This is a genomic window from Polaromonas sp. P5_D5 (assembly GCF_054049435.1).
In genome coordinates this window covers 136,674-159,696 of sequence record NZ_JBFUMJ010000005.1, presented here as the reverse complement: position 1 = coordinate 159,696, position 23,023 = coordinate 136,674, and the positions used below count along the sequence as shown (strand labels likewise).

Annotated in this window: 26 protein-coding genes; 16 read left to right on the top strand and 10 right to left on the bottom strand. The window is 62.0% G+C overall.

Annotation, left to right across the window (positions count from 1 at the left end; translation table 11 throughout):
* Positions 1–11 precede the first annotated feature (11 nt).
* Positions 12–2,225 carry a serine/threonine-protein kinase gene (locus ACXJKE_RS19420; RefSeq protein ID WP_457282230.1) on the top strand — a complete coding sequence of 738 codons (2,214 nt, stop codon included), beginning with the start codon at positions 12–14 and terminating at the stop codon, positions 2,223–2,225.
* A gap of 76 nt (positions 2,226–2,301) precedes the next feature.
* On the opposite strand, the gene kefC is transcribed toward ACXJKE_RS19420, so the two are convergent.
* Both kefC and kefF read right to left on the bottom strand, forming a co-directional pair.
* Positions 2,302–4,140 carry a glutathione-regulated potassium-efflux system protein KefC gene (gene kefC, locus ACXJKE_RS19415; RefSeq protein WP_457282229.1) on the bottom strand — a complete coding sequence of 613 codons (1,839 nt, stop codon included), beginning with the start codon at positions 4,138–4,140 and terminating at the stop codon, positions 2,302–2,304.
* Between the two features lies 1 nt (position 4,141).
* Positions 4,142–4,945: a glutathione-regulated potassium-efflux system oxidoreductase KefF gene (gene kefF / locus ACXJKE_RS19410; protein ID WP_457282228.1), complete on the bottom strand. Its 804-nt coding sequence runs from the start codon at positions 4,943–4,945 to the stop codon at positions 4,142–4,144.
* A 71-nt stretch (positions 4,946–5,016) separates the two neighbouring features.
* Here kefF and ACXJKE_RS19405 point away from each other — a divergent pair, with 71 nt between their 5' ends.
* Positions 5,017–5,634, top strand: coding sequence for a nucleotide-binding protein (locus ACXJKE_RS19405; protein ID WP_457282227.1), 618 nt, complete (start codon positions 5,017–5,019; stop codon positions 5,632–5,634).
* A 71-nt stretch (positions 5,635–5,705) separates the two neighbouring features.
* Complete coding sequence (locus tag ACXJKE_RS19400) at positions 5,706–6,161, top strand: MaoC family dehydratase (protein ID WP_457282226.1); 456 nt, start codon at positions 5,706–5,708, stop codon at positions 6,159–6,161.
* A gap of 14 nt (positions 6,162–6,175) precedes the next feature.
* Here the strand turns inward: ACXJKE_RS19400 and ACXJKE_RS19395 are convergent, their stop codons facing one another.
* From ACXJKE_RS19395 to ACXJKE_RS19385, 3 genes are all read right to left on the bottom strand, one after another.
* Positions 6,176–6,496, bottom strand: coding sequence for a hypothetical protein (locus ACXJKE_RS19395; RefSeq protein ID WP_457282225.1), 321 nt, complete (start codon positions 6,494–6,496; stop codon positions 6,176–6,178).
* Positions 6,497–6,686: 190 nt separating this feature from the next.
* Entirely contained in the window at positions 6,687–7,169 is a 483-nt protein-coding gene (locus tag ACXJKE_RS19390; protein WP_457282279.1) for a tRNA (cytidine(34)-2'-O)-methyltransferase, read from the bottom strand.
* Between the two features lie 174 nt (positions 7,170–7,343).
* On the bottom strand, positions 7,344–8,126 hold the full coding sequence (locus tag ACXJKE_RS19385) for a ComF family protein (protein ID WP_457282224.1): 783 nt from the start codon (positions 8,124–8,126) through the stop codon (positions 7,344–7,346).
* Positions 8,127–8,203: 77 nt separating this feature from the next.
* On the opposite strand from ACXJKE_RS19385, the gene ACXJKE_RS19380 reads away from it, so the two are divergent.
* From ACXJKE_RS19380 to ACXJKE_RS19345, 8 genes are all read left to right on the top strand, one after another.
* Complete coding sequence (locus tag ACXJKE_RS19380) at positions 8,204–9,106, top strand: biotin synthase (RefSeq protein WP_457282223.1); 903 nt, start codon at positions 8,204–8,206, stop codon at positions 9,104–9,106.
* A 169-nt stretch (positions 9,107–9,275) separates the two neighbouring features.
* Positions 9,276–9,776: a DUF2244 domain-containing protein gene (locus ACXJKE_RS19375; RefSeq protein WP_457282222.1), complete on the top strand. Its 501-nt coding sequence runs from the start codon at positions 9,276–9,278 to the stop codon at positions 9,774–9,776.
* A gap of 151 nt (positions 9,777–9,927) precedes the next feature.
* Positions 9,928–11,088: a cytochrome c oxidase subunit II gene (coxB, locus tag ACXJKE_RS19370; protein WP_457282278.1), complete on the top strand. Its 1,161-nt coding sequence runs from the start codon at positions 9,928–9,930 to the stop codon at positions 11,086–11,088.
* A 97-nt stretch (positions 11,089–11,185) separates the two neighbouring features.
* The gene (ctaD, locus tag ACXJKE_RS19365; protein ID WP_457282221.1) at positions 11,186–12,820 is read left to right on the top strand and encodes a cytochrome c oxidase subunit I; all 1,635 of its coding nucleotides are present in this window, start codon (positions 11,186–11,188) and stop codon (positions 12,818–12,820) included.
* A gap of 21 nt (positions 12,821–12,841) precedes the next feature.
* Positions 12,842–12,955 (top strand): cytochrome oxidase small assembly protein, encoded by a 114-nt coding sequence (locus tag ACXJKE_RS19360; protein ID WP_457282220.1) that lies wholly within the window; start codon positions 12,842–12,844, stop codon positions 12,953–12,955.
* A gap of 40 nt (positions 12,956–12,995) precedes the next feature.
* Complete coding sequence (locus tag ACXJKE_RS19355) at positions 12,996–13,607, top strand: cytochrome c oxidase assembly protein (protein WP_457282219.1); 612 nt, start codon at positions 12,996–12,998, stop codon at positions 13,605–13,607.
* A gap of 2 nt (positions 13,608–13,609) precedes the next feature.
* Positions 13,610–13,813, top strand: coding sequence for a DUF2970 domain-containing protein (locus tag ACXJKE_RS19350; protein ID WP_457282218.1), 204 nt, complete (start codon positions 13,610–13,612; stop codon positions 13,811–13,813).
* Positions 13,814–13,891: 78 nt separating this feature from the next.
* Complete coding sequence (locus ACXJKE_RS19345) at positions 13,892–14,809, top strand: cytochrome c oxidase subunit 3 (RefSeq protein WP_457282217.1); 918 nt, start codon at positions 13,892–13,894, stop codon at positions 14,807–14,809.
* A gap of 84 nt (positions 14,810–14,893) precedes the next feature.
* Here the strand turns inward: ACXJKE_RS19345 and ACXJKE_RS19340 are convergent, their stop codons facing one another.
* On the bottom strand, positions 14,894–15,133 hold the full coding sequence (locus ACXJKE_RS19340; RefSeq protein WP_457282216.1) for a twin transmembrane helix small protein: 240 nt from the start codon (positions 15,131–15,133) through the stop codon (positions 14,894–14,896).
* Positions 15,134–15,151: 18 nt separating this feature from the next.
* Between ACXJKE_RS19340 and ACXJKE_RS19335 the strand changes: the two genes are divergently transcribed.
* The 5 genes from ACXJKE_RS19335 (at position 15,152) to ACXJKE_RS19315 (ending at position 19,594) form a co-directional block, all read left to right on the top strand.
* Entirely contained in the window at positions 15,152–15,904 is a 753-nt protein-coding gene (locus tag ACXJKE_RS19335) for an SURF1 family protein (RefSeq protein WP_457282215.1), read from the top strand.
* A gap of 101 nt (positions 15,905–16,005) precedes the next feature.
* Positions 16,006–16,638 (top strand): SCO family protein, encoded by a 633-nt coding sequence (locus ACXJKE_RS19330; protein WP_457282277.1) that lies wholly within the window; start codon positions 16,006–16,008, stop codon positions 16,636–16,638.
* 248 nt (positions 16,639–16,886) lie between these two features.
* On the top strand, positions 16,887–18,011 hold the full coding sequence (locus ACXJKE_RS19325) for a COX15/CtaA family protein (protein WP_457282214.1): 1,125 nt from the start codon (positions 16,887–16,889) through the stop codon (positions 18,009–18,011).
* 17 nt (positions 18,012–18,028) lie between these two features.
* The gene (gene cyoE / locus ACXJKE_RS19320; protein WP_457282213.1) at positions 18,029–18,946 is read left to right on the top strand and encodes a heme o synthase; all 918 of its coding nucleotides are present in this window, start codon (positions 18,029–18,031) and stop codon (positions 18,944–18,946) included.
* A gap of 9 nt (positions 18,947–18,955) precedes the next feature.
* Positions 18,956–19,594, top strand: coding sequence for an SCO family protein (locus tag ACXJKE_RS19315; protein ID WP_457282212.1), 639 nt, complete (start codon positions 18,956–18,958; stop codon positions 19,592–19,594).
* 90 nt (positions 19,595–19,684) lie between these two features.
* Here ACXJKE_RS19315 and rpoH read toward each other — a convergent pair whose 3' ends face one another.
* The 4 genes from rpoH to ACXJKE_RS19295 form a co-directional block, all read right to left on the bottom strand.
* Positions 19,685–20,614, bottom strand: coding sequence for an RNA polymerase sigma factor RpoH (rpoH, locus tag ACXJKE_RS19310; RefSeq protein WP_457282276.1), 930 nt, complete (start codon positions 20,612–20,614; stop codon positions 19,685–19,687).
* Positions 20,615–21,069: 455 nt separating this feature from the next.
* Positions 21,070–21,363: a hypothetical protein gene (locus ACXJKE_RS19305; RefSeq protein WP_457282211.1), complete on the bottom strand. Its 294-nt coding sequence runs from the start codon at positions 21,361–21,363 to the stop codon at positions 21,070–21,072.
* A gap of 69 nt (positions 21,364–21,432) precedes the next feature.
* Entirely contained in the window at positions 21,433–21,897 is a 465-nt protein-coding gene (locus ACXJKE_RS19300; RefSeq protein WP_457282210.1) for an Mpo1 family 2-hydroxy fatty acid dioxygenase, read from the bottom strand.
* A 135-nt stretch (positions 21,898–22,032) separates the two neighbouring features.
* Positions 22,033–23,007, bottom strand: a complete 975-nt coding sequence (locus ACXJKE_RS19295; protein WP_457282209.1) for a Bug family tripartite tricarboxylate transporter substrate binding protein — start codon at positions 23,005–23,007, stop codon at positions 22,033–22,035.
* Positions 23,008–23,023 lie beyond the last annotated feature (16 nt).

The following is a 23,023-nucleotide window of genomic DNA, read 5'->3' as shown; positions in this document are numbered from 1 at the left end:
TCCATTCCCTCATGAGTCTCAAGAAACTTGGCCGTTACGATCTCATCCGCGTCCTCGGCAAGGGGGCGATGGGGCTGGTGTATGAGGGGCGGGATCCCAACCTTGACCGTCGCGTGGCGATCAAGACCATCAAGGTCGAAAATCTTTCGGAAGAAGCCGCCGCAGAGTACGAAGTGCGTTTTCGCACCGAGGCCCGGTCTGCGGCGCGCCTGCAGCATCCGCATATTGTCAGCGTCTATGACTCCGACCGTGACGGCGACATTGCCTTCCTGGTCATGGAATTCGTCGACGGCGACGACCTCAAGCACCACCTGGACAAGGGCAACCTCTACACCCTGGAGCAAACCCTGGGCATCATGGGTGACCTGCTTTCGGCGCTGGATTACGCGCACAGGCAAAGCATCGTCCACCGCGACATCAAACCGGCCAACCTGCTGATCGAGACGAGCGGGCGTGTCAAGCTCACCGACTTTGGTGTGGCGCGCATCCAGGATTCCGGCGAAGCCACCCGTACGCAGGGTTCCATGGTCGGAACGCTGAAATACATGTCGCCCGAGCAGGTACAGGGTCGGCCGATTGATGCCCGTGCCGACCTGTTTGCCGCCGGCATCGTGCTGTATCAGTTACTTACCGGGAAACGGCCGTTTGACGGTGACACCGACTTCGCCACCATCCAGCAGATCGTCGGGCATACCCCGGTCATGCCGGGTGCGTTCAATGCCCGATTGCCCGCTGCTCTTGATGCCGTGGTGGCCAAGGCCCTGGCCAAATCGCGCGACCAGCGTTATGCCAGCGCGCAGGAGTTCCTTGCTGCGCTGCAGGCCGCGGCACGCGAGGCGCCCGATATCTCGGTGGTTCCGACCGCCGTGCCGCCCGGGCCCGGCAGCAGTTCAACCTGGACTTCCACGATGCTGTCCGGCGAAGCGCTGGTTGACCAGCCGTCGGGCACCAGCGCCAACATCTCGGTCGTGACGCAGGAGCTCGAGCTCGTCTACTGGAAAGACATCAAGGAGTCCATGGATGTGGAAGACATCCAGGGCTTTCTGGCCAAGTTCCCGTCGGGTATCTATGCCGACCTGGCGCGCCGCCGCCTCAAAAAACTCGGCGTGCCTGGCGCAGACGACTCGGACATCGGCCGGCGCCTGGGTACCGGAACGCTGATTGTTCCGCGTCCCGATACACAACCAGCCCCGCCAGCCCCTCCAGCGCCGGCCAGCGCATCCGCCTCCGCGGCCGACACCGACATGGCCTGGAAGGCCCTTGAAGAGGCGGCAGCCAAGGCGCCTTTGCCGCCTCATGTGCCGGCGAAACCCGCCGCCGATGACCCGGATGCCACGCGCTTGGGGACACCGGTGGTGGTTGCGGCGGCTCAACCGGACCAGGAAGCGCATGACGCATCCACCGACTGGCCGGAGACCGTGTTTAGCGAGGCAGCCGTGAGCCCGGCAGCACCTGAGCCTGCCAGCGGCCGGCCAACGCAAGGTGCAGCTGCAATTCCCGCCAGGAGCCCAGCCGCGAATACCAACGACGCCGCACTGCCGCCGATAAAGTCAAAATCGGCACGGCGGCGCAGTCCCCTGGCGTCGCCCGGGGTCGCAACGGCACCCGCAAAGGCAGCTTCACCTGCACCCTACCGCTACCTGGTGTGGGGTCTGGCGGGCCTGGTGGCGGTGACCGTGATCGGCCTTGGATGGAAATCCCTTTCCGGCCGCGCTGCCCCTGCCGCCCCGTCTGCCATACCGGCCAATATAGCGGCCAAGGCAGCGCCCGGCGCGGCGAGGGTGGCACCAGCAGCTTCCACTTCGCCCGTGGTGTCTGCGGCGCCTGCTGCAGCTGCACCCGCAGTGCCAGCTGCGCAGGCCCAGCCTGCGGCCTCGGCTGCTTCCTCTTCTGTGGCGAAGGCACCCCTGTCTGCAGCCTCCAGGGCGGCGCTTGCGGCTGCGGCCGCCACCCGAAAGGCTGCATTGGAAAAAGAGCGGCAGGCCAAACAGGCTCAGCCCAAATCCGCCGCTACCCCTTCCCCTTCGGCGACCGACCACGCTGCCACACCGGCGCCGCAGGCAGCGGCCGGCAATCCGCGGCAGGCCTGTGAAGGGCGTATCCTCCTCGGTTTCCAGATCTGCATGTCTGAGCAGTGTGCCAAGCCGGGCTTCGCCCAGCACCCGGTGTGTGTGGAACGGCGGGTCATGGAGCAGCGGCGGCGCGAGGATCAGTCGAACCGGTAGGCCGCCGACTGCCTCATTTTTTTGCTATAAAAACGATAGCTGCTGGCGCCCGTTGCTAAAGGGCTGGCGCGACATTTTATTCAGATTCCTGGCCCTGCCAGGCAACTGGCCGGCGCTGCGCCTGTTGCTGGCGTTCCTGGGCCAGCTGTTCTTCCAGCTGCAGGCGTCCCTGGGTGGCTACGGCGATGACCTTGGTGCGGTCCTTGCGATGCGGGTACATGCGTTCGAACAGCTCCAGGTTGTGCCGGCGAAAGCGCATCGCCGCCTGACGCGCTTCGTGCGGCGGCTGGCCCAGCAGCTCCAGCACCGTACGCGCGCTGCGCAGGCTGGACTCGAACACCTCACGTTCCACCTGCATCACGCCGCGGTCACGCAGCGCGTTCCAGTGTGTCACGTCGCGTGCGCGGGCAACGATCTGCATTTGCGGAAAATGCTCGCGCGCCAGGTCAACGATCTTGAGCGACTGCTCCATGTCGTCGACCGACAGCACCAGGATTTTGGCCGTGGCCGCGCCGGCAGTGCGCAGCAGGTCCAGCCGCGTCGCATCGCCGTAAAAAACCCGGTAGCCGAACGCCCTCACGGTTTCGACCATTTCCGCGTCGTGGTCCAGCACGGTGGCCGGAATGCCCTGGGCCAGCAGCATACGGCCGATGATCTGGCCGTAGCGGCCGAAACCGGCAATGATGATCGGGGCCTCTTGCTGCTCGGAAATTTCTTCGAGTTGCGGCGTGTCGCAGCCGGCCCAGCGCGGCAGCAGCAGCTTGTCGACGGCCACCAGCAGCAGCGGGCTCAGCAGCATGGACAGCGCCACCGCACCTATCAGCAGTGAGGCGATCTCAGCGGAAAACACATGTGCCCCGGCTGCTGCCTGGAACACCACGAAGGCGAACTCGCCGCCCTGCGCCAGCAGCACCGCGAACACCGGGCGTTCCTGGAAAGGCAGCTTCATGAGGCGCGCCAGGCCGTAGATCACGACCAGTTTCAGGCCGAGGAAGCCCACCAGGATGGCGGCCATCAGTCCGGGCGATTTCCAGAGCACGCCGAAGTCGATGCTCATGCCGACGGCAATGAAGAACAGGCCCAGCAGCAGGCCCTTGAACGGCTCGATATCGGTTTCGAGTTCGCGGCGGTATTCACTTTCCGCCAGCAGCACACCTGCCAGAAAAGCGCCCAGGGCCATCGACAGGCCGACGAACTGCATCAGCGCCGCAATGCCCACCACCAGCAGCAACGAGGCTGCGGTGAAAATTTCGGGTGTACCGCTGTTGGCGATCCAGCGCAGCAGGGGCCGCAGCAGCAGGCGGCCGCCCAGGATAATGCCGGCGATGGCTGCTACGATTCTGATAGCTTCCAGCGCACGACTGGTATGCGCTACAGCCTCATTTTCTCCACCGATTGCGCCCAACAGGGGCAACAGCGCGAGAATCGGGATGGCCGCCACGTCCTGGAACAGCAGGATGGAAAACCCGGCCTGGCCGCTCGACGTCGGCATCAGGTGGCGCTCGCCGATGGCCTGCAGCGCGATGGCGGTAGACGACAGCGCCAGCCCGAGGCCGGCCACCAGCGCAATCTGCCAGCTCACGCCAAATGCCATCGCGACGCCCATGAGCAGGGCGGCGCAGCCCAGCACCTGGGCACTGCCCCAGCCGAAGATGGGCCGGCGTAAATTCCACAGGCGCTTGGGCTCCAGCTCCAGCCCCACCAGGAACAGCATCAACACCACGCCAAACTCGGCGAAGTGGAGGATGTCCTGCACATTGGTAACCAGCCCCAGGCCCCAGGGGCCTATGGCGATGCCGGCGGCCAGGTAGCCGATGATGGAGCCGAGGCCGAGTTTTTTGGCCAGCGGCACGGCAATGACGGCGGCGGCCAGGTAGATAAAGCTGTTGGTCAGCCAGGCGGGTGCGTGCTCCATGTTATCTAGCCCCCACGCTTTTCACTCCGTGTGCCTTCGGCGTTACGCTGCCCCTTTCACTTTCAATAGGGGCTGCCTGGCCTTGGGGCGGCCCGACGGCCAGCCGCGCAGCGTGTCCGTTCGGCAAGTCGGCCGCAGCTTCTGGCGCAGGCCGATCCTTCATCGGAACCACGCAGGCGGCGCATTGCTCCAGGTCTTCCAGCTCGGGCCAGTCGGGGTAGCTTTGCAGGCGCTGGCGGAAGGTTGCGATGTGATCGGCAACGGTTTGCCTGTCAACGCTGTGGGCGCCGTGCAACACCAGAGGCGGCAAAAATCGCATGCCGCACAGCGCGGCGCTTTGCTCGTACGGCGGCAGGAAGGCATCAAAAAAGTAGCGGTTGTAGCCTTGTGGGTGATAGGACGTTTCGGGGCCGCCTGTGGTGGCGACCAGCCACAGGTCCTTACCCTGCAGTGCCCGGCCTTTTGCGCCTTCCTCCTCACCTTCGCCGTAGGCCCAGCCGTAGGTGAGTACATCGTCCAGCCAGAGCTTTTGCAGCGCGGGCATCGAGTACCAATGCATGGGGTGGAGCAGTACCACCAGTTGCGCGCGTTCCAGGGCGGCCTGCTCTTTGGGCACGTCGATGGCGTAGTCGGGATAGCTCGAGTACAGATCCTGCACCTGGACACGCGGCAGGGCCTTCGCGGCCTCCATCAGCGGGCGGTTGACCCGTGATTCTCGCCAGGCAGGATGGGCCGCAATGACATAAATATCTGGATTTGCCGTGCTGCCCGCCGATTTATCAGTGGTTGTGAGAACTGTGTCCATGCCGTTACCATAGCGGAAAAGCAAGACCAAGAGTTCCCAGGAACGACAAGTTCCAAACCGAGGAGATTCGCATGCCCGTGGTTGTGATCGCCAATCCGAAGGGGGGCGTCGGCAAAACGACGCTGGCCACCAACGTTGCCGGATACTTTGCCAGCCAGGGCCATGCGGTCATGCTGGGAGACGCCGACCGGCAGCAGTCTTCACGGTTGTGGCTGGGGCTGCGGCCGCCCGCCGCCCGGCCGATTGCCACCTGGGATGTGAATGCAGACCTGATCGTCAAACCCCCCAAGGGCACGACGCATGTGGTGCTCGACACGCCCGGCGGGTTGCATGGCTCGCGCTTTAACGATGTCTTGAAGCTGGCCGACAAGGTCATCGTGCCGCTGCAGCCCAGCGTCTTCGACATCTTTGCCACGCGCACCTTCCTGGACCAGCTGGCCGAACACAAGCACGCCGGCAAGATGCAGGTGGGCATTGTCGGCATGCGCGTGGATTCACGCACGATTGCCGCCGACAAGCTGCGCAGTTTCGTTGAGGGGCTGGGTTTGCCGGTGCTGGGCTACCTGCGCGACACGCAGAACTACATTCACCTGGCCGCGCGGGGGCTCACGGTGTTTGACGTGGCACCCAGCCGTGTTGAAAAAGACATGGAACAGTGGCAGGGCATCTGCCGGTGGCTTGACCGCTGAACCTCTGAGCATCGCGCCGGTTTGTCGCTGAGCCGACATGCCGTGCCCCTATGTGTCGCTACAGTGGCGGCATGAAAACCTTTGAAACCCTGGCCGACCTGGCCGCCTGCACCGGCCAGGAAGTCGCCGTCAGCGACTGGATCACCATCACGCAGCAACAGGTCAACCTGTTTGCCGAAGCGACGGGCGACCACCAGTGGATTCATGTGGACCCTGAAAAGGCGGCGGCCGGCCCGTTCGGCGGGCCGATCGCCCATGGGTTCCTGACCTTGTCACTGCTGCCGCGTTTTTTCGAGTCGTCGTTTGAGATTACCGGCTCGCGCATGGGCGTGAATTACGGGCTCAACAAGGTGCGATTTACCGCGCCGGTGCCCGTCGGCAGCCGTCTGCGGGCACGCATGAAGCTGCTGGCTGCCGAGGCGATTGACAACGCCGGCATGCAAATGACCTGGGAAGTGACCGTGGAACGCGAAGGCTCGCCCAAGCCGGTGTGCGTGGCGGAATCGCTGGTGCGGCGATACCCCTGAATGTGCCGCTGGCGCTAGATGCGCGTCAGCTGGCTGGCCGGCAGCCAGCCCTCAAAAACACCGATCAGGCCATTGATGCGTTCGGCGGCTTCCGTCTGGGAGTGCGCATGTGCGATGCATTGGTGCAGGTCGCTGCGCAGCAGCCACAGGTCGGAGGGCGTTTTGGCCAGGTTGATCTTGTAGATCACCCGCGGGGTGCGCGGATCTTCGCAATCATGCAAAAGGGTGCGCAGGCTTTCCTGGATCTGTTCGACCGAGAGCCGGTTGGCTGCTTTGGCGGTGCTGGAAAGGCGGGACGTGCTGTTGCCGAAAATACGCTGGATGACCATATTCACTGTGTTTTTCCTTCCAGTCTTGTGGACTGGGCGGTGGGAAGGGATAACGCAGGAAGGGCCGGGTAGTGGCAATCCGCACGTTCGGGCCTGCAGCGAGAACTTTAGGCTTGAAGGATTGGAGTTTAGGGTTTTTACTTAGATCCTGGCAAGGGGGGGCCAGTCCAAAGGTTGGCAAAAGCGGACATATGTCTCATCCAGGCATGCCGGGCGACCCTGAAAACCCGTTTTGCCGCCAGGCCTCAAACACGGTAACGGCCACGGTGTTGGAGAGGTTCAGGCTGCGCTGGCCCGGCAGCATGGGCACTTTGAGGCGCTGCGGTGGCGCAAAGGATTCACGTAACTCTGGCGCCAGGCCGCGGGTTTCGGCGCCGAAAACCAGCCAGTCGCCGGGCAGGAAGCGCGCGTCGTAGACGCTGGCGGAGCCGTGTGTGGTCATGGCGAAGAGCCTGTCGGAGGGTGGTTGCTCACTTTCGAGGAAGGCTTGCCAGCTGAGATGCCGCAGGACCTGGGCGTACTCGTGGTAATCGAGCCCCGCCCGGCGCATGTGTTTGTCGTCCATCGAAAACCCCAGCGGTTCCACCAGGTGCAGCCGGCAGCCGGTATTGGCTGCCAGGCGGATGACATTGCCGGTGTTGGGAGGGATTTCAGGCTCGACCAGAACAATATTGAACATGGCTGGATTGTCGTGCGGCGCGAGCCCGGTTCCTATGGCCGCCTTGTCGTTATTCCAGCTATAGGTGCGCATGGGGTTCCTGGCCAGCCGGGGCCGCGGGACTGGCTTTGCCAGACCGCAGGCGCAGCGCCCCCTCGGGGGGCAGCGAACCACACGCAGTGGGGAGCGTGGGGGCTATTGCTCGGTTCGCGCAAGGACAACGGCGCTAACGTGTGCGGCGCCCGCATCCCGCAAGGCCTGTGCGGCCGTATACAGCGAGGCACCGCTGGTCATTACGTCATCCACCAGCACCACGCGCCGTCCCTGCAATTCCCCCGTGCGCAGCGGATCCACCTGGAAAGCGCCCTTGACGTTGGCCAGCCGGTCCTTGCGTTTGAGCTGGCTTTGCGGGCGCGTGTGCTTTACCCGCAGCAGCAGCCTGGCATCGGTCTGGCCTTGCGTGCGTGTTCGTCGGGCCAGTGCCACACACAACTCCCAGGCCTGGTTGAAGCCGCGCACCTGCAGGCGCTCCGCCGACAGCGGCACCGGAACGATCCAGTCGCCGGGGGTCAGTTCTGCCATGAGCCCGGCTACGCCCGGCGACTGGGCCAGCAGGTTGGCAAAAAAAGCGGCCCAGCCGTGCTGCTCGCCGAATTTGTAGCCCGCAATCAGGGCGGACCAAGGGTAGGCATAGTGCACCGCGGCAAAGGCGCCGTCCAGAGGCGGCGGGTGGCTGACGCAGGCGCCGCAGGGCTGCGGCCCAACCCGAAGACCCATGGAAAGGTCGCCGGGCAGGGCGAGAGCGCAGCGGGGGCAACGCGGGACGGCCAAGGCAAACCGGGCCACGCAGGCGCCGCACACCTGGCGCGCCGGCCAGCTGCGGCATACAGCGCACTGGCTGGCCAGGCCGGGGAAGCCGCCAAAGCGGCCGGTCGGCCGGGACGGGAATGTGGCGGGAGCAAGCAGGCGTGTGAACACCGTGTCAATATACTCGCGTACCTTCCCCGCTTGCCTCGGCGGGCCCCGCGCTTCCTTTGCCCTCTTTGCTCCCTTCCATGACCCCTACACAGCGCCCACCCACGCTCGACCCGATTGCCGTCAGCCGCTGGGACCGCACCGCTCCACTGGCCTCGCCGTGGCTTCATGAAGAAGTGGCGCGGCGCATGATGGACCGGTTGCAATGGATCAAGCTGCAGCCGCGTGCGTGGGTGCACTGGGGAGCATTGCGCGGAGGGATCCAGGCGCAGGAAAAACTGGCCGAGGCCTACCCAAAATCAAGGTGTTTTGTGGTTGAAAGCAGCTCTGGACGTGCGCAAGAAGCTATCAAAAATATAGCAAAACCGTGGTGGAATCCGCGCCGTTGGCTGGCGGCTCCCATACGCTTTGAGGCGCCACCGGCAGGAACTGCCGACATGCTCTGGGCCAACATGGCGCTGCACGAATCGGCCGACCCGCAGGCCCTGCTGGCGCACTGGCACCAAACGCTGAAGGTAGACGGTTTCCTGATGTTTTCCTGCCTGGGCCCGGATACCGCGAAGGAGTTGCGCGAGGTTTATGCGCAACTGGGCTGGCCGCCGGCCGGGCATGAACTGACAGACATGCATGACTGGGGCGATATGCTGGTGCAGACGGGGTTTGCCGAACCCGTGATGGACATGGAGCGCATCACCCTCACCTATGCGACCTCGGCGCGGCTGCTGGAAGACATCAGGGAGCTGGGCCGCAATTTTCACCCGGCGCGGTTTTCTTCCCTGAGGGGCCGGGCCTGGAAGGCGCAGCTTGAAAGTGCGCTGTCCCGCCATCTCGTCAGGGGCGAAGACGGGCGGCTCTGCCTCACCTTTGAAATCATTTATGGCCACGCGCTCAAGGCGCCGCCGCGGATCAAGGTCAGTCCGCTCAGCGCGGTGTCGGTCGCCGATATGCGCAGCATGCTGCAGGGCCAGCGCTCTGGCGGCTAGGTGCCCGGCAGGTGTTGCGCAGGCGCTCCCAATCCCTGGTGTTGACGGGTTTTCAGAAGGGGCGGCAAGGTAAACCCGGCTACAATTCAAAGCTGAATTTTTGGGTATGTTCCCAAGCCTCATGCGGTCAATGCCCAGCGTTAACCGCAGTTTTTTTGAGGGTTGCCACATGCTGCAGCCAACACCAGCGTTTCGTTTTGCCACCTTGCCCGCACAGGGCGCCTACAGCCACGATGCTGTGCTGTGGCTTCTCAAGCGTCACTGTTCACTCACACCGGCCCAGTTGGGCTGGCTGTATGTGTCTTTGTGCGGTGTTTCACTGGGTATTGCCGGATTTTTCTGGCTGCAGGGTGCCACCATGGTGATGCCTTTTGCCTGGATCGAGCTGATAGCGGTGGGGGCTGCTTTTGTGGCGTATGCCAGGCATGCGGGCGACGGTGAAAAAATCGTCCTGCAGGGCGAGCGGCTGGTGGTGGAGCTGGAAACGGCAGGGCGCACGGAGCGGGCTGAATTCAACCGCGAATGGGTCCGGATCGAGCCCAGGGATGGGGATGGGTCGCTGATTGAGGTGTCCGGGCAGGGGCGGTCTGTCCAGGTCGGGCGGCATGTGCGGCCAGAGCTGCGGCCCGCGCTGGCCCGAGAGATTCGCATGGCGTTGCGGAGTGTTTGACAGTTCCTGAAAGACTTGTGTCAGTTCAGGTGCGGCAGGAGGGCTTGCCGCTAACTTTATAATCAGCCGGTTAATTTGGTCGGTAATTGAAGCAGAAAAAGTGATCACGATGAACGTAAGCAACACCATGAGCAAAATGACACGGCTTGGCATGCAGCATGCAGGCGCAATTCTGGCATCTGCGGCCGCCTGGGTCAGCACCGCCGCTTACGCCGTCAACGACCTGAAGGGCGGCCCGGCCGTCAATCAGCTGAATTTGCACCCGGCCGTGACCAAAATTGCCGAAGAGCAGCAGTGGCTGCATTGGTTCATGATGGCCATCTGCCTCGTGATTTTTGTGGCTGTTTTCGGGGTGATGTTCTATTCCATCCTGAAACACCGCAAGTCGGTCGGCCACAAATCGGCCAATTTCCACGAATCTACCGCTGTTGAAATTGCCTGGACCATCGTCCCCTTCATCATCGTGATCGCCATGGCCCTGCCGGCCACCAAGGTGCTGGTCGCCCAGAAGGACACCACCGCCGCCGACCTCACCATCAAGGCCACCGGCATCCAGTGGAAATGGGGCTACGACTACATCAAGGGTGAAGGCGAAGGCATCGGCTTTGTCTCCACACTCGACAACACGCACCGCGAAATGTCCGACAACGGCGGCCCCAAGGCCGGCGAAGCTCCCGACAACTACCTGCTCAAGGTCGACAACCCGCTGGTTGTTCCCGTCAACAAGAAAATCCGCATCATCACTACCGCCAGCGACGTGATCCACGCCTTCGCGGTGCCGGCATTCGGCATCAAGCAGGATGCGATTCCCGGCTTTGTGCGCGACACCTGGTTCCGTGCCGAACAAGTCGGCGACTTCTACGGCCAGTGCCAGGAGCTTTGCGGCAAGGAGCATGCGTACATGCCTATCCACGTGAAGGTTGTGTCCGCAGCCGATTACAGCGCATGGGTGGCTGTCAAGGCCAAGGAAGCCGCAGCCAAGGCGGATGATCCTTCCAAGGTCTGGGCGCTGGTTGACCTGAAGGCGCGCGGCGAAAAAGTGTACGCTGCCAATTGCGCTGCCTGCCACCAGGCCAACGGCAAGGGCGCTGGCCCGATCAAGCCGCTGGACGGCTCGCCGATTGTTCTCGACGCAGACCACAAGAAGCAGATTCAGACCGTGCTCAATGGGGCCGCCGGTGGCGCCATGCCTTCCTGGAAGGCGCTGAGCGACACCGATCTCGCCGCCGTGATCAGCTACTCCAAGAACAACTGGTCCAACCAGACCGGCCAGATCGTCCAGCCCGCTGAAATACAGGCGGCTCGCAAGTAAGCCTCAGGCGTTACCCGCAGATTCCATCATTTCGCCGGCGTGACCTTGCCGGCCGCAAAAGACAAGCTACAGGCACAAGCCACCAAAGGAAGCCAAGATGAGTGCAGTTCTAGACCATCACGATCACGCACATGATGACCACGATCACCATGCCCCGACGGGCTGGCGTCGCTGGGTCTTTGCGACCAACCACAAGGATATTGGCACGCTGTACCTGTTGTTCAGTTTCTTCATGCTGATGTTCGGTGGCGTGCTGGCCCTGCTGATCCGCGCCGAGCTGTTCCAGCCCGGCCTGCAACTGGTCAACCCCGAACTGTTCAACCAGCTCACCACCATGCATGGCCTGATCATGGTGTTCGGCGCCATCATGCCGGCCTTCGTGGGTTTCGCCAACTGGATGATCCCGTTGCAGATCGGCGCGGCCGATATGGCTTTTGCCCGCATGAACAACTTCAGCTTCTGGCTGTTGATCCCGGCCGGCATCATGCTGGTGGGGTCGTTCTTCATGCCTGGTGGCGCACCCGCCGCGGGCTGGACGCTCTACGCGCCGCTCACGTTGCAAATGGGCCCGTCCATGGACGCCGGTATTTTTGCGATGCACATCCTGGGTGCTTCGTCCATCATGGGTTCGATCAATATCATCGTCACCATCCTCAACATGCGCGCTCCCGGCATGACGCTGATGAAGATGCCGATGTTCTGCTGGACCTGGCTGATCACCGCCTACCTGCTGATCGCCGTGATGCCGGTGCTCGCAGGCGCCATCACCATGACGCTGACTGACCGCCACTTCGGCACCAGCTTCTTCAACCCCGCCGGCGGCGGCGACCCGGTGATGTACCAGCACATCTTCTGGTTCTTCGGCCACCCCGAGGTTTACATCATGATCTTGCCGGCCTTCGGCATCATCAGCCAGATCATCCCGGCTTTCTCGCGCAAGCGCCTGTTTGGCTACGCCTCCATGGTGTACGCCACCGGCTCCATCGCCATCCTGAGCTTCGTTGTGTGGGCGCACCACATGTTCACCACCGGCATGCCGGTTACGGGCCAGCTGTTCTTCATGTACTCCACCATGCTGATCGCCGTGCCCACGGGCGTGAAGGTGTTCAACTGGATCGCCACGATGTGGCGCGGCTCCATGACCTTTGAAACCCCCATGCTGTTTGCGGTGGGCTTCATCTTCGTGTTCACCATCGGCGGCCTGACGGGCGTGATCCTTTCGGTCGCACCGATCGACACGCAGTTGCAGGACACCTACTACGTGGTGGCTCACTTCCACTACGTACTGGTGGCTGGTTCGCTCTACGCCCTGTTTGCCGGCTACTACTACTGGTCGCCTAAATGGACCGGCGTCATGTACAACGAAACCCGCGGCAAGATCCACTTCTGGTGGTCGCTGATTTCCTTCAACGTGACCTTCTTCCCGATGCACTTCCTGGGCCTGGCCGGCATGCCGCGCCGCTATGCCGACTACCCCATGCAGTTCGCGGATTTCAATGCCGTGGCCAGCGTGGGCGCGTTCTTCTTCGGATTTGCCCAGCTGTACTTCTTCCTGTTCATTGTGGTTCCCACGATGCGCGGCAAGGGCGCACCTGCCAAGCAGAATCCCTGGGTGGACGAAGGCGGCAAGGGCGCCGAAGGTCTCGAGTGGGAAGTCCCATCGCCTGCACCTTTCCACACCTATGAAACACCGCCCAAGCTGGATGCCTCGGCAACCCGCGTGATCGGCTGATTGAACTCAACGGTAATCGCCATGACGACACCCGAACAAAAGAAGAGCAACCTGAGGCTGGCCCTGATACTGGCTTCGGTCGCTCTGGTCTTTTTTGCCGGCTTCATGGCCAAGATGATTTTCCTGAGCCATTGAGCCGCCAGGTCGACCTCAATCTCAAACCAGTACCGATGTGATGCGGCTCAAGCGCGAAAACTTCAACATGATGGGCAAGCTGGCCGTGATCGTGCTCGGCATGTTCGGCTTCGGTTATGCGCTGGTGCCCATCTACAAGGCGATTTGCGAGATGACCGGCATCAACGTGCTGGCCCTGTCCGACCGCCAGATCCCTGGTGCGACGCCCAATTTGCCGGCCAATACGCAGGTAGACCGCACACGCACCATCACGGTTGAGTTTGATGCGAACACGCGCGGCCCCTGGCATTTCAAGCCCGCGCAGAACGCGCTGCAGGTTCACCCGGGCGAGCTGACCACTGTGATGTACGAATTCCAGAATGTGCAGGACCGAACCATGTCCGCCCAGGCCATCCCCAGCTACGCTCCCGCGCAGGCCGGTGCGCATTTCAACAAGCTTGAGTGCTTCTGCTTCAGCCAGTACACCCTGGCGCCCGGTGAGAAAAAGCAGTGGCCCGTGGCCTTCGTGATCGACCCGAAACTGTCGAAAGACGTGAGCACGATCACGCTGTCCTACACCTTCTTTGAAGTGGGCGGCAAGACGCCGGCTGCGCCCGTCACGCCCAAGGCAACGACTGCCGCCGTGCCACCTGAAAAACAGGCAGGCGCATGAGCATGGCCGCAACCCCCCGCAAACCCTCTTTTTGGCGCACGGTCAAGGCTGTGGCCTGGTCCTTTGTAGGCCTGCGTGCACGCGGCGACTACGAAGAAGACGTGAAGAATTTGAGCCCTCTCCACATCATTGTGGTGGGGCTGATTGCCGTGGTCGTGTTTGTCGCAGTCCTGGTGCTGCTGGCGAAGTGGATGGTCGCGCGCTAAAGCGCGGCATCCTCACAATGCCCCACGGTACAAGTTAAAAGATTATTGGAAATTCGAGAGAAAAACAGGAGTCGAGCGATGTCATCAGCAACCCACGGGTCAACCCCCCACTACTTCGTCCCCAGCCCATCGAGCCATCCGGTGATGGCATCTATTGGCCTGTTTTTTGTCATCTTGGGCGCCGGCCAGTGGATCAATGGCGCCGACTGGGGCAAATGGTCGTTGGCCTTCGGTATGGTGTGGTGGTTGGTCACGTTGTTTCGCTGGTTCAGCCAGTCCATCGCCGAAAGCGAAGGCGGCATGTACGGCCGCAAGATCGACATGTCCTTCCGCTGGAGCATGAGCTGGTTCATTTTTTCGGAAGTGATGTTCTTCGGCGCTTTCTTCACTGCATTGTGGTGGGCCCGCTCGCACTCCTTGCCCGCACTGGGCAGCCTGGAAAACGCGCTGCTCTGGCCTGATTTCAAGGCGGCCTGGCCCTCTATCGTGCCCGGCGCCACGACATCGCCCGCCGACATCGTCGAAGCGTTTACCGCCATGAAGCCGCTGGCGATCGGCGGCGGCATCTGGGCCAGCATCATGGGCTCCCTGCCAACGGTCAATACGGCACTGCTGCTGAGCTCCGGTGTCACCATCACCATCGCCCACCACGCGCTGATTGAAGGCAAGCGTGCCCGCACCATCGCTTTCATGTGGGCGACGGTTGCGCTCGGCGTGGTCTTCCTGTTCGTGCAGGGCTATGAGTACTTCCATGCCTATCACGAGATGAACCTGAAGCTGTCGTCCGGCGTCTACGGCTCGACCTTCTTCCTGCTCACGGGCTTTCATGGCTTCCACGTGTTTGTCGGCATGCTGATGCTGCTGTTCATCACGCTGCGCCTGCACAAAGGCCATTTCACCCCTGAAAAGCATTTCGGCTTTGAAGGCGCTGCCTGGTACTGGCACTTTGTGGATGTGGTGTGGCTGGGCCTCTACATCCTGGTGTACTGGTTGTAAGGGAACCAACAGCGGCTCAGGCCGCTCAACCAAAGGCCGCTTGATGCGGCCTTTGTTCTTTATTCCGCCACCCGCAGTGGTTTTTTATTTACCAGCGGGGATGCCGGTAGGCTGGATATAACCGAGCTTCCACGCAATCAGAATGCAGACAAACAGCAAAACCGAAAACCCGATACGGAACGCCAGTGCGCGCGCCATGTTGCTGTTTTTGCGTTTGCTGCTTTCGGCGCCTTCACTGCCCTTGCCGCCCCTGAGCATGAAAAACAATGCGGAGGCCAGGCTGGCAAAAATGGCGATAAACGCCAGTGCGATCAGGTAAGTCATGAACAGGATTATCGGCTCATGACACGTGCTTTGCACTCCCCGCGCTTCTGGATTCTCACGGTGGCCGCACTGGTGGTTGCCGGCACGACTTTTTCGCTGGGGCAATGGCAGCTGCGCCGCGCCGCGCAAAAAGAAGCGCTGCAGGCCGCCGTCGATTCCAAAGGACGGCTTCCCGCGCTGGATGTGCGTTCACTGCTTGCCAGCCAAAACCTCGCTGATGACATTCACCGACCCGCCATGCTCAAGGGAAGCTGGCGCGCCGAGCACACCGTGTATCTCGACAACAGGCCCATGAGCGGCAAGACAGGTTTTTTGGTGGTAACACCGTTGCTGCTGGAAGGCAGCCAGCAGGCCATTCTGGTGCAGCGTGGCTGGGTGCCGCGCAACTTTGCCGACCGCACACGCCTGCCGGATGTTTCAACGCCGCCAGGCATCGTGACGGTTGAGGGCCGTATGGCCCCGCCGCCTTCCAGGCTCTATGAGTTCCAGGGTACCGAGAGTGGGCGCATACGGCAAAATCTCGACTTGCCTGCTTTCCGGGCGCAAACCGGCCTGCCGCTGCTGGATGTCTCATTGCTGCAGACCGGTGCGCCCAGCGAAGGCCTGCTGCGCGAGTGGGCTGCGCCCAACCTGGGCGTGGACAAGCACTACGGTTATGCCTTCCAGTGGTTCGGCCTTTGCGGCCTGGTGGTTCTTTTGTATGGCTGGTTTCAGCTGGTCCTTCCTTTTCGTACCCACATGCGCGGCAAACGCCGCGATCAATTGCCGTGACAAACGATACGCCTGCTACCCCTCATACCCCTGATACTCCTCCCGTCCACGCTGCTGCAGCCGGACTGCAAGACCAGCCCCTGGGCCTGACCGTGCATGCCATGCCCGTGTTGGACCAGTCCAGTACGCGCGCACCCAGCACCGTGGCAGGCCGCTGGAAAATGCTGGCCGTGCTGCTGGTGTGCGCGGCACCGGTCATCGCGTCTTACGTCACCTACTACCTGATCCGGCCCGAAGGCCGCCGCAACTTTGGTGAGTTGATTGACCCGCAGCGTCCGCTGCCGCCGCTGGCCACGCGCTCGCTCGACGGCCGAACCGGCACGCTGACGGCGCTGAAGGACCAGTGGCTGCTCATCAGTGTGGCCGGCGGCGCCTGCGGTGCGCGGTGCGAGCAGAACCTGTATTTCCAGCGCCAGCTGCGCGAGTCCCTCGGCAAGGAAAAAGAGCGCCTGGACCGTGTCTGGCTGGTGGTGGATGAAGCGCCGGTGCGTGATGCCTTGCTCCCCGCGCTGGCTTCGTCGGCGGTGCTGCGTGTGGCGCCAGCTGAACTCGCGAAGTGGCTGGAGCCCGCTGCGGGTCAGCGCCTGGAGGATCACTTGTACCTGGTCGACCCCATCGGCAACTGGATGATGCGTTTCCCGGCCGACATGGACGTCGCCGCCGCTGCCAAGGCCAAGCGCGACCTGGAGCGCCTGTTGCGCGCCTCCAGCAGCTGGGACAAAGAGGGAAGGTGAATATGGCCCCCACGCTTTTCACTTCGTGTAATGCGCTGCCCCCCGAGGGGGCCGCTGCGCCTGCGGCCCGGCAAAGCCGGTTCCGCGGCCCCTGCTTGTGTGAAGAGCCCCCACGGTCACTCACTGCGTGTAGCTCCCTGCCCCCCGAGGGGGCCGCTGCGCCTGCGGTCTGGCAAAGCCAGTCCCGCGGCCCCTGCTTGGTTGGATACCTCCAGGGCGTTGCGGGCTCCAGTTTTCATTAATCAATCATGGCCGCGCAAAATCTTTACGACTTGAGTCCTGCCCTGCGCCTGATGATCATGGGGCTGGTGGTGGCGCTCGGGCCGCTGGCCTGGGTGTGGGTACACAACAAGAATGCCCCGGTGGCGCAACGCTTGCGGGTGCTGACGCTGGTGACGCTGTTCCTCACGTTTGATCTGGTGATCTTCGGCGCGTTCACGCGGCTCACTGACTCCGGTTTGGGATGCCCCGACTGGCCTGGTTGCTACGGCAGCGCGAGTCCGGTTGGCGCCCAGATGCACATCGAAGCTGCGCAGACTGCGATGCCGACCGGCCCAGTCACGCATTCCAAGGCTTGGATCGAGATGATCCACCGCTATCTGGCGACTGGCGTTGGCGTGCTTATTCTTACGCTCGCGGTGACAAGCTGGCTGGAGCGCAAGCGCACACCGGTCTCATTCTGGTGGCCTGCTGTCACGCTGATCTGGGTGTGCCTGCAGGGCGCGTTCGGCGCGCTCACTGTGACCATGAAGTTGTTTCCGGCCATCGTCACGTTGCATCTGTTGGGCGGCCTGGTTCTGCTGGCCTTGTTGCGCGCGCAGGCGGTGCGTTATGCGCAAGCGCAGGGCGTCAGCGCCACGGATATTTCTGCCGGCCTGCGGCGTGCTGTGATCGCAGCCTTCGTGCTGCTCTGGGTGCAGATTGCTCTCGGCGGCTGGGTCAGCACCAACTACGCCGTATTGGCCTGCACGGACTTTCCGGGTTGCCAGGGATCGCTGTGGCCGGCCATGGACTTCCGCCAGGGCTTCACGCTGTGGCGCGAACTCGGTGCGGGCCATGACGGCGCCAATATCAGCTTTGAGGCGCTCACCGCCATTCACTATGTGCACCGCCTGGTGGCCTATCTCGTGTTTGCCGTGTTTATGGCGCTTGCCTTGTGCCTGCACCGCGTGCCCGCGTTTCGCACATCGGCGCGCTGGCTGGCCGGGCTCATACTGCTGCAGGCCGTCACGGGCATCAGCAACGCCGTGCTGGGCTGGCCTTTGCTCGCCGCGGTCATGCATACCGGCGGTGCCGCGGCCCTTGTCATTGTGCTCAGCGGCGTGGTCTTTTCCAGCCGCAGCGGCCCCCTACGCCATATGCGTCAAAATTGAATGCCTAGCGACTTTCCATGAACCCCAGTACTCCCTCCGCCGCACCGGCTCCGGCCTTGCCCCGCGCGCCCTCCCGTTTCGCGCAGTTTTATGCGCTGACCAAGCCGCGCGTGGTGCAACTCATCGTGTTTTGCGCTTTGATCGGCATGGTGCTGGCCGTTCCCGGTGTTCCGTCGTGGCCGGATGTCCGGCTCGCGCTGATCGCCTGCGCCGGCATCTGGCTGGTGGCTGGGGCTGCCGCCGCCTTCAACTGCCTGGTCGAGCAGCAGATTGACTCGCGCATGCGGCGCACCGCCTGGCGGCCCACCGCCAAGGGCGAGCTCAGCAATCCGCTCACGCTGTCTTTTTCGGCCGCACTGTGCGCCCTCGGTTCGTGGATTCTTTATGTGTGGGTGAACCCGCTCACCATGTGGCTGACTTTTGCCACCTTCATCGGTTATGCGGTGGTCTACACCGTGATCTTGAAGCCGTTGACGCCGCAGAACATCGTGATCGGCGGCGCTTCAGGCGCCATGCCGCCGGTGCTGGGCTGGGCTGCCATGACGGGTTCGGTCGGCCCGGAGGCGTTGATCCTCTTTTTGATCATCTTCCTCTGGACGCCGCCGCACTTCTGGGCGCTGGCGCTCTACCGCGTGGAAGACTACCGCAAGTCAGGCCTGCCCATGCTGCCCGTGACGCACGGCAATGAGTTCACGCGCCTGCAGGTGTTCCTCTACACGCTGGTATTGTTCCCCGCCTGCCTGATGCCGTTTATCTTCAAGATGAGCGGCTGGCCTTACCTCGTTGCCGCTGTCGCGCTCAGCATCGGCTTCAGCTGGTATGGCTTTCGCCTGTGGCGCAACTACTCCGACGCGCTGGCACGCAAGACCTTCCGGTTTTCACTGATTCATCTTTCGGTGCTGTTCGCAGCGCTGCTGCTTGACCACTATCTCTAGGCTCCCACCATGAAGTCCCACAGCACGCCCCGGGCTGCCTCACCCGTTCGCCGATCTGCTATTAAAACAATAGCTGCCTGCGCTTTTGCAGTGGGTGCTGCAGGCATTTTTACTGCATGCGCACCGGACAAACCTCAGTTCAAGAGCATTGACCTCACCGGCGCCGACTACGCGCAGGGCTTCACGCTGGCCGACCACAATGGCCAGGTGCGCACGCTGAAAGACTTTGCCGGCAAGGTGGCGGTGGTGTTCTTCGGCTTCACGCAGTGCCCCGACGTCTGCCCGACCTCCATGGCCGAGCTGGCGCAGGTCAAGAAACTGCTGGGCACCGATGGCGACAAGCTGCAGGCAATCTTCATCACGGTCGACCCGGAACGCGATACGCCCGAACTGCTCAAGGCCTACATGGGCAATTTCGACCCGACCTTTGTGGCGCTGCGGCCCACGCTCGACCAATTGCCCCAGGTCGCCAAGGACTTCAAGGTGTATTACAAAAAAGTCGACGGCAAAACGCCGGGCAGCTACACCATGGACCATTCCGCCGGCAGCTATATCTTCGACGGCCAGGGGCGCATCCGTCTTTACAACCGCTACGGCAGCGGCGCTGAGGCGCTGGCGTCCGACATCCGCCTGTTGCTCAAGTCCTGAGCGAATCCGTTCCGCACGGCTGCAACCGGAAAAGGAAAAAGCCCGCACATTGCTGCGCGGGCTTTTTGAAAGAGCGTAAGCCTGCGGGTTTTACGCGTAGGCGGCCAGCACCTTCTTCATCTTCTTCATGGCCGCCACCTCAATCTGGCGGATCCGCTCGGCGCTGACCTTGTACTCGTCGGCCAGGTCGTGCAGCGTCATCCCGCCTGAACCGTCGTCGTTCACCTTGAGCCAGCGCTCTTCCACAATGCGGCGTGAACGCGGGTCGAGATCTTCCAGCGCAGCAGTGATGCCGTCTGAAGCCAGGTTGTCGCGCTGGCGCGACTCCATCAATGCCGTCGGCTCTTGCGTGGCGTCGGCCAGGTAAGCGATCGGGCCAAAGGCGTCTTCGCCGTCGTCACTCGGGCTTGGGTCCAGCAGCACGTCGCCGCCCGACATGCGCTGCTCCATCTCGATGACTTCCTCGCGCTTGACGTTCAACGTCTTGGCCATCGAATCAATTTGGCCTTCAGTCAGCGTGTCGCGGTGCGTCGCCACGTCGGCGTCGTCCTTGTAGCCTTGCTTCATCGAGCGCAGGTTGAAAAACAGCTTGCGCTGGGCCTTGGTCGTGGCGACCTTGACCATGCGCCAGTTTTTCAGGATGTACTCATGGATCTCAGCCTTGATCCAGTGCATGGCGTAGCTCACCAGGCGCACGTTCTGGTCCGGGTCGAAGCGCTTGACCGCCTTCATCAGGCCGATGTTGCCTTCCTGGATCAGGTCGCCGTGCGGCAGGCCATAACCCAGGTATTTGCGCGAAATCGAAACCACCAGACGCAAGTGAGAGAGCACTAACTTACCTGCGGAATCTAGATCGTTGTTTTCCTTGAGATTTTTGGCAAATTCCTGCTCCTGCTCCAAGGTGAGCATGGGGAGACGGTTCACGGCGGAAATATAAGCGTCCAGGTTGCCCAGCGGGGGCACCAGCGACCAGGGGTTGACGGCTGTGGACGCGCCCGATTTCGGCACGACAGCGGTCAGGGAAGCGGGGGAAAGAGCATAAGACACAGCAAGACTCCTTTCGTCTGGTGCTAAATATTAGCACTCTGTTGGAGAGAGTGCTAAGCAATAGGTTCAATGACTCGGATAGCGCAAGGCTAATAAGTGAAAACCCTTGGTATGAGCCGCATTGTGGGCCATTGGTTCAGGGGGATTGGTTTCTGCCTTGTAAATGCGCGGTATCGATTTGTACGGGGCTGCTGCCCTTCCAAAGGCGGATTTGCTATCTATTTGATAGCTACCTGCGCAAGTTCTTGTTGGGTTGAAGCCATATTTGACGCCAAATCCAGGTGGGCTGTGCATCAGCTTTATGGCCAATTTTATGGAATGAAATTGGCCTTTCACCCAGGTAGGACGGGCGCAAGCAGCTACGAATTTAATAGCGGTTCCGTACTTTTCGTTCCCAGCCACCTGAACCGGCGCTTGCAGGTATGGATTTACGGCAGGCGCTTGTCGTCACGCACTTCGCGGACTTCGACGTCCACCACGTCGCCGGCACGGGGGCTGGCCGGGTTGCCTTGGGCGGCCCCACCCGGCCACATGCCCTGGGGCGAATAGCGCTGGAAGCGGCCAAACACCATCGCAGGCGCCGGCTTGCGGCCGGTGACGAGCGACTTCAGGAGGCTCAGCGCCACGACGATCAGGGCTGCGACCAGCAGGCTGACGGCAAACACAGCCGCGAAGATGCCAAAGAGGAGCTTGAGGAAAAAACGCAGAATTTTGCTGATCAAGCGAGGTACCTGTGAAAAGGTTTAAACCTCCAAGATGGAGGCCGCCCGGGTGTTTTCAAGCTGGATGGATCACCAGCGTATACCCAGCTTGCCAAACAGCTTGCTGAGCACAAACAGCGGCCCGACCCAGAGGTACTGGATATCTTCAAAGAAAGAAGGCTTTTTGCCCTCGATCTTGTGGCCGATGAATTGCAGGATCCAGGCGCCCACAAAAATCCCGATACAAATCGGCAATACCAGCGGCCCCATGGCGAACACCAGACCCAGAAACAGCACCGACCAGACCGCCATGGTCATAAAGAACATCGCCGACAGGCGCGCGTAGTAGACCATGCTGGCCGCGACGAACACATACGCGATATAGGGGTGAAGCGCAAACAGCATGCCGACCAGGCTCAGCATGATGAGCGGGATGGCGATGAAGTGGATCAGTTCGTTGCGCGGGTTCCGGTGGCTTTCGCCGTAGTGCGCCAACAGCTGGTCAACCTTGCGCGGCCCGGTAACGGTATCGGGAATATCCGCTATGTCGTTCATGTATGTCTCCATTGGCGGGGATCGCCTCTGGGCGGATTTTCCGCCAGGCCACCAGAACCTGAGCGGTGTTTTACAAAACGTAACGCAGACCGCGAGCGGCCTGCGGACTTTGTGCTTACCCGGTGTGCTTGCCGATCAGGTCGGCGTGATTTTCGCGGTCTTGATAATCCGGCTCCAGCGGTCTATTTCGCTTTTCAGGAAGCGGCCGAACTCTTCTGAACCCTTTTGTGAGACACGAAAGCCTTGCTGCTTGGCGCGCTCTTCCACGTCAGCGCTGTACATGATCTTGATGATCTCGCGCGAGTATCTGTCGACAATGTCATCCGGCGTCTTGGCCGGGAGCATGGCCCCTGTCCAGTTCTCGACAAAGAGGCCAGTCATACCGGCCTCGAAAGCAGTCGGGACATCAGGCACCCCCGGGTGCCGGCCCAGGCTGCAGATCGCGATCGCGCGCAGTTTTCCACCTTTGACGTGAGCGATCGATTCCGGATAGTTGGAAAAAATCACGTCCAGCTGGCCACCGATCAGGTCGACCATCGAGGGCGCGCCGCCGCGGTAGGGCACATGGATCATCTTCGTTTTGTTCAACTCGCAGAACAAAGCCATGGTCAGGTGTGCTGGGGTGCCGTTGCCGCTCGAGCCCGCGCTCAGCTGCTTGGTTTTGGACACGGCCATCAGGTCCTTGAAGTCCTTGATGGGACTGGCGGCGGGAACCACGACCAGCATCGGCGAATTGGCCATCAGGGCGACCGGGCGCAGGTCTTTGGTGAAGCTGTAAGCCGCATTCGGATACAGGGATACGTTCGCGGCATGTGTCAACGTGATGGCCAGCAGCGTATTGCCGTCGGGCGCCGATTTGGCGACCAGCTCGGCGCCGATCTGCGCGTTTCCGCCAGCCTTGTTTTCGACAATCACGGGAGTCTTCCACGCCTCGGACAGCTTTTGGGCGACCGTGCGGGCCATCATGTCGGTCAGGCCGCCGGGCGTGAACGGGACCACATACTTGATGGTGCTGCCTGGTTTGGGAAAGGTCTGCTGGGCCAGCCCCAGACCCGGAATGCCCGTCAGGGCTGCACCTGTTGATGCCAATACGATGTCACGACGTTTCATGCCTACTCCTCTTGAT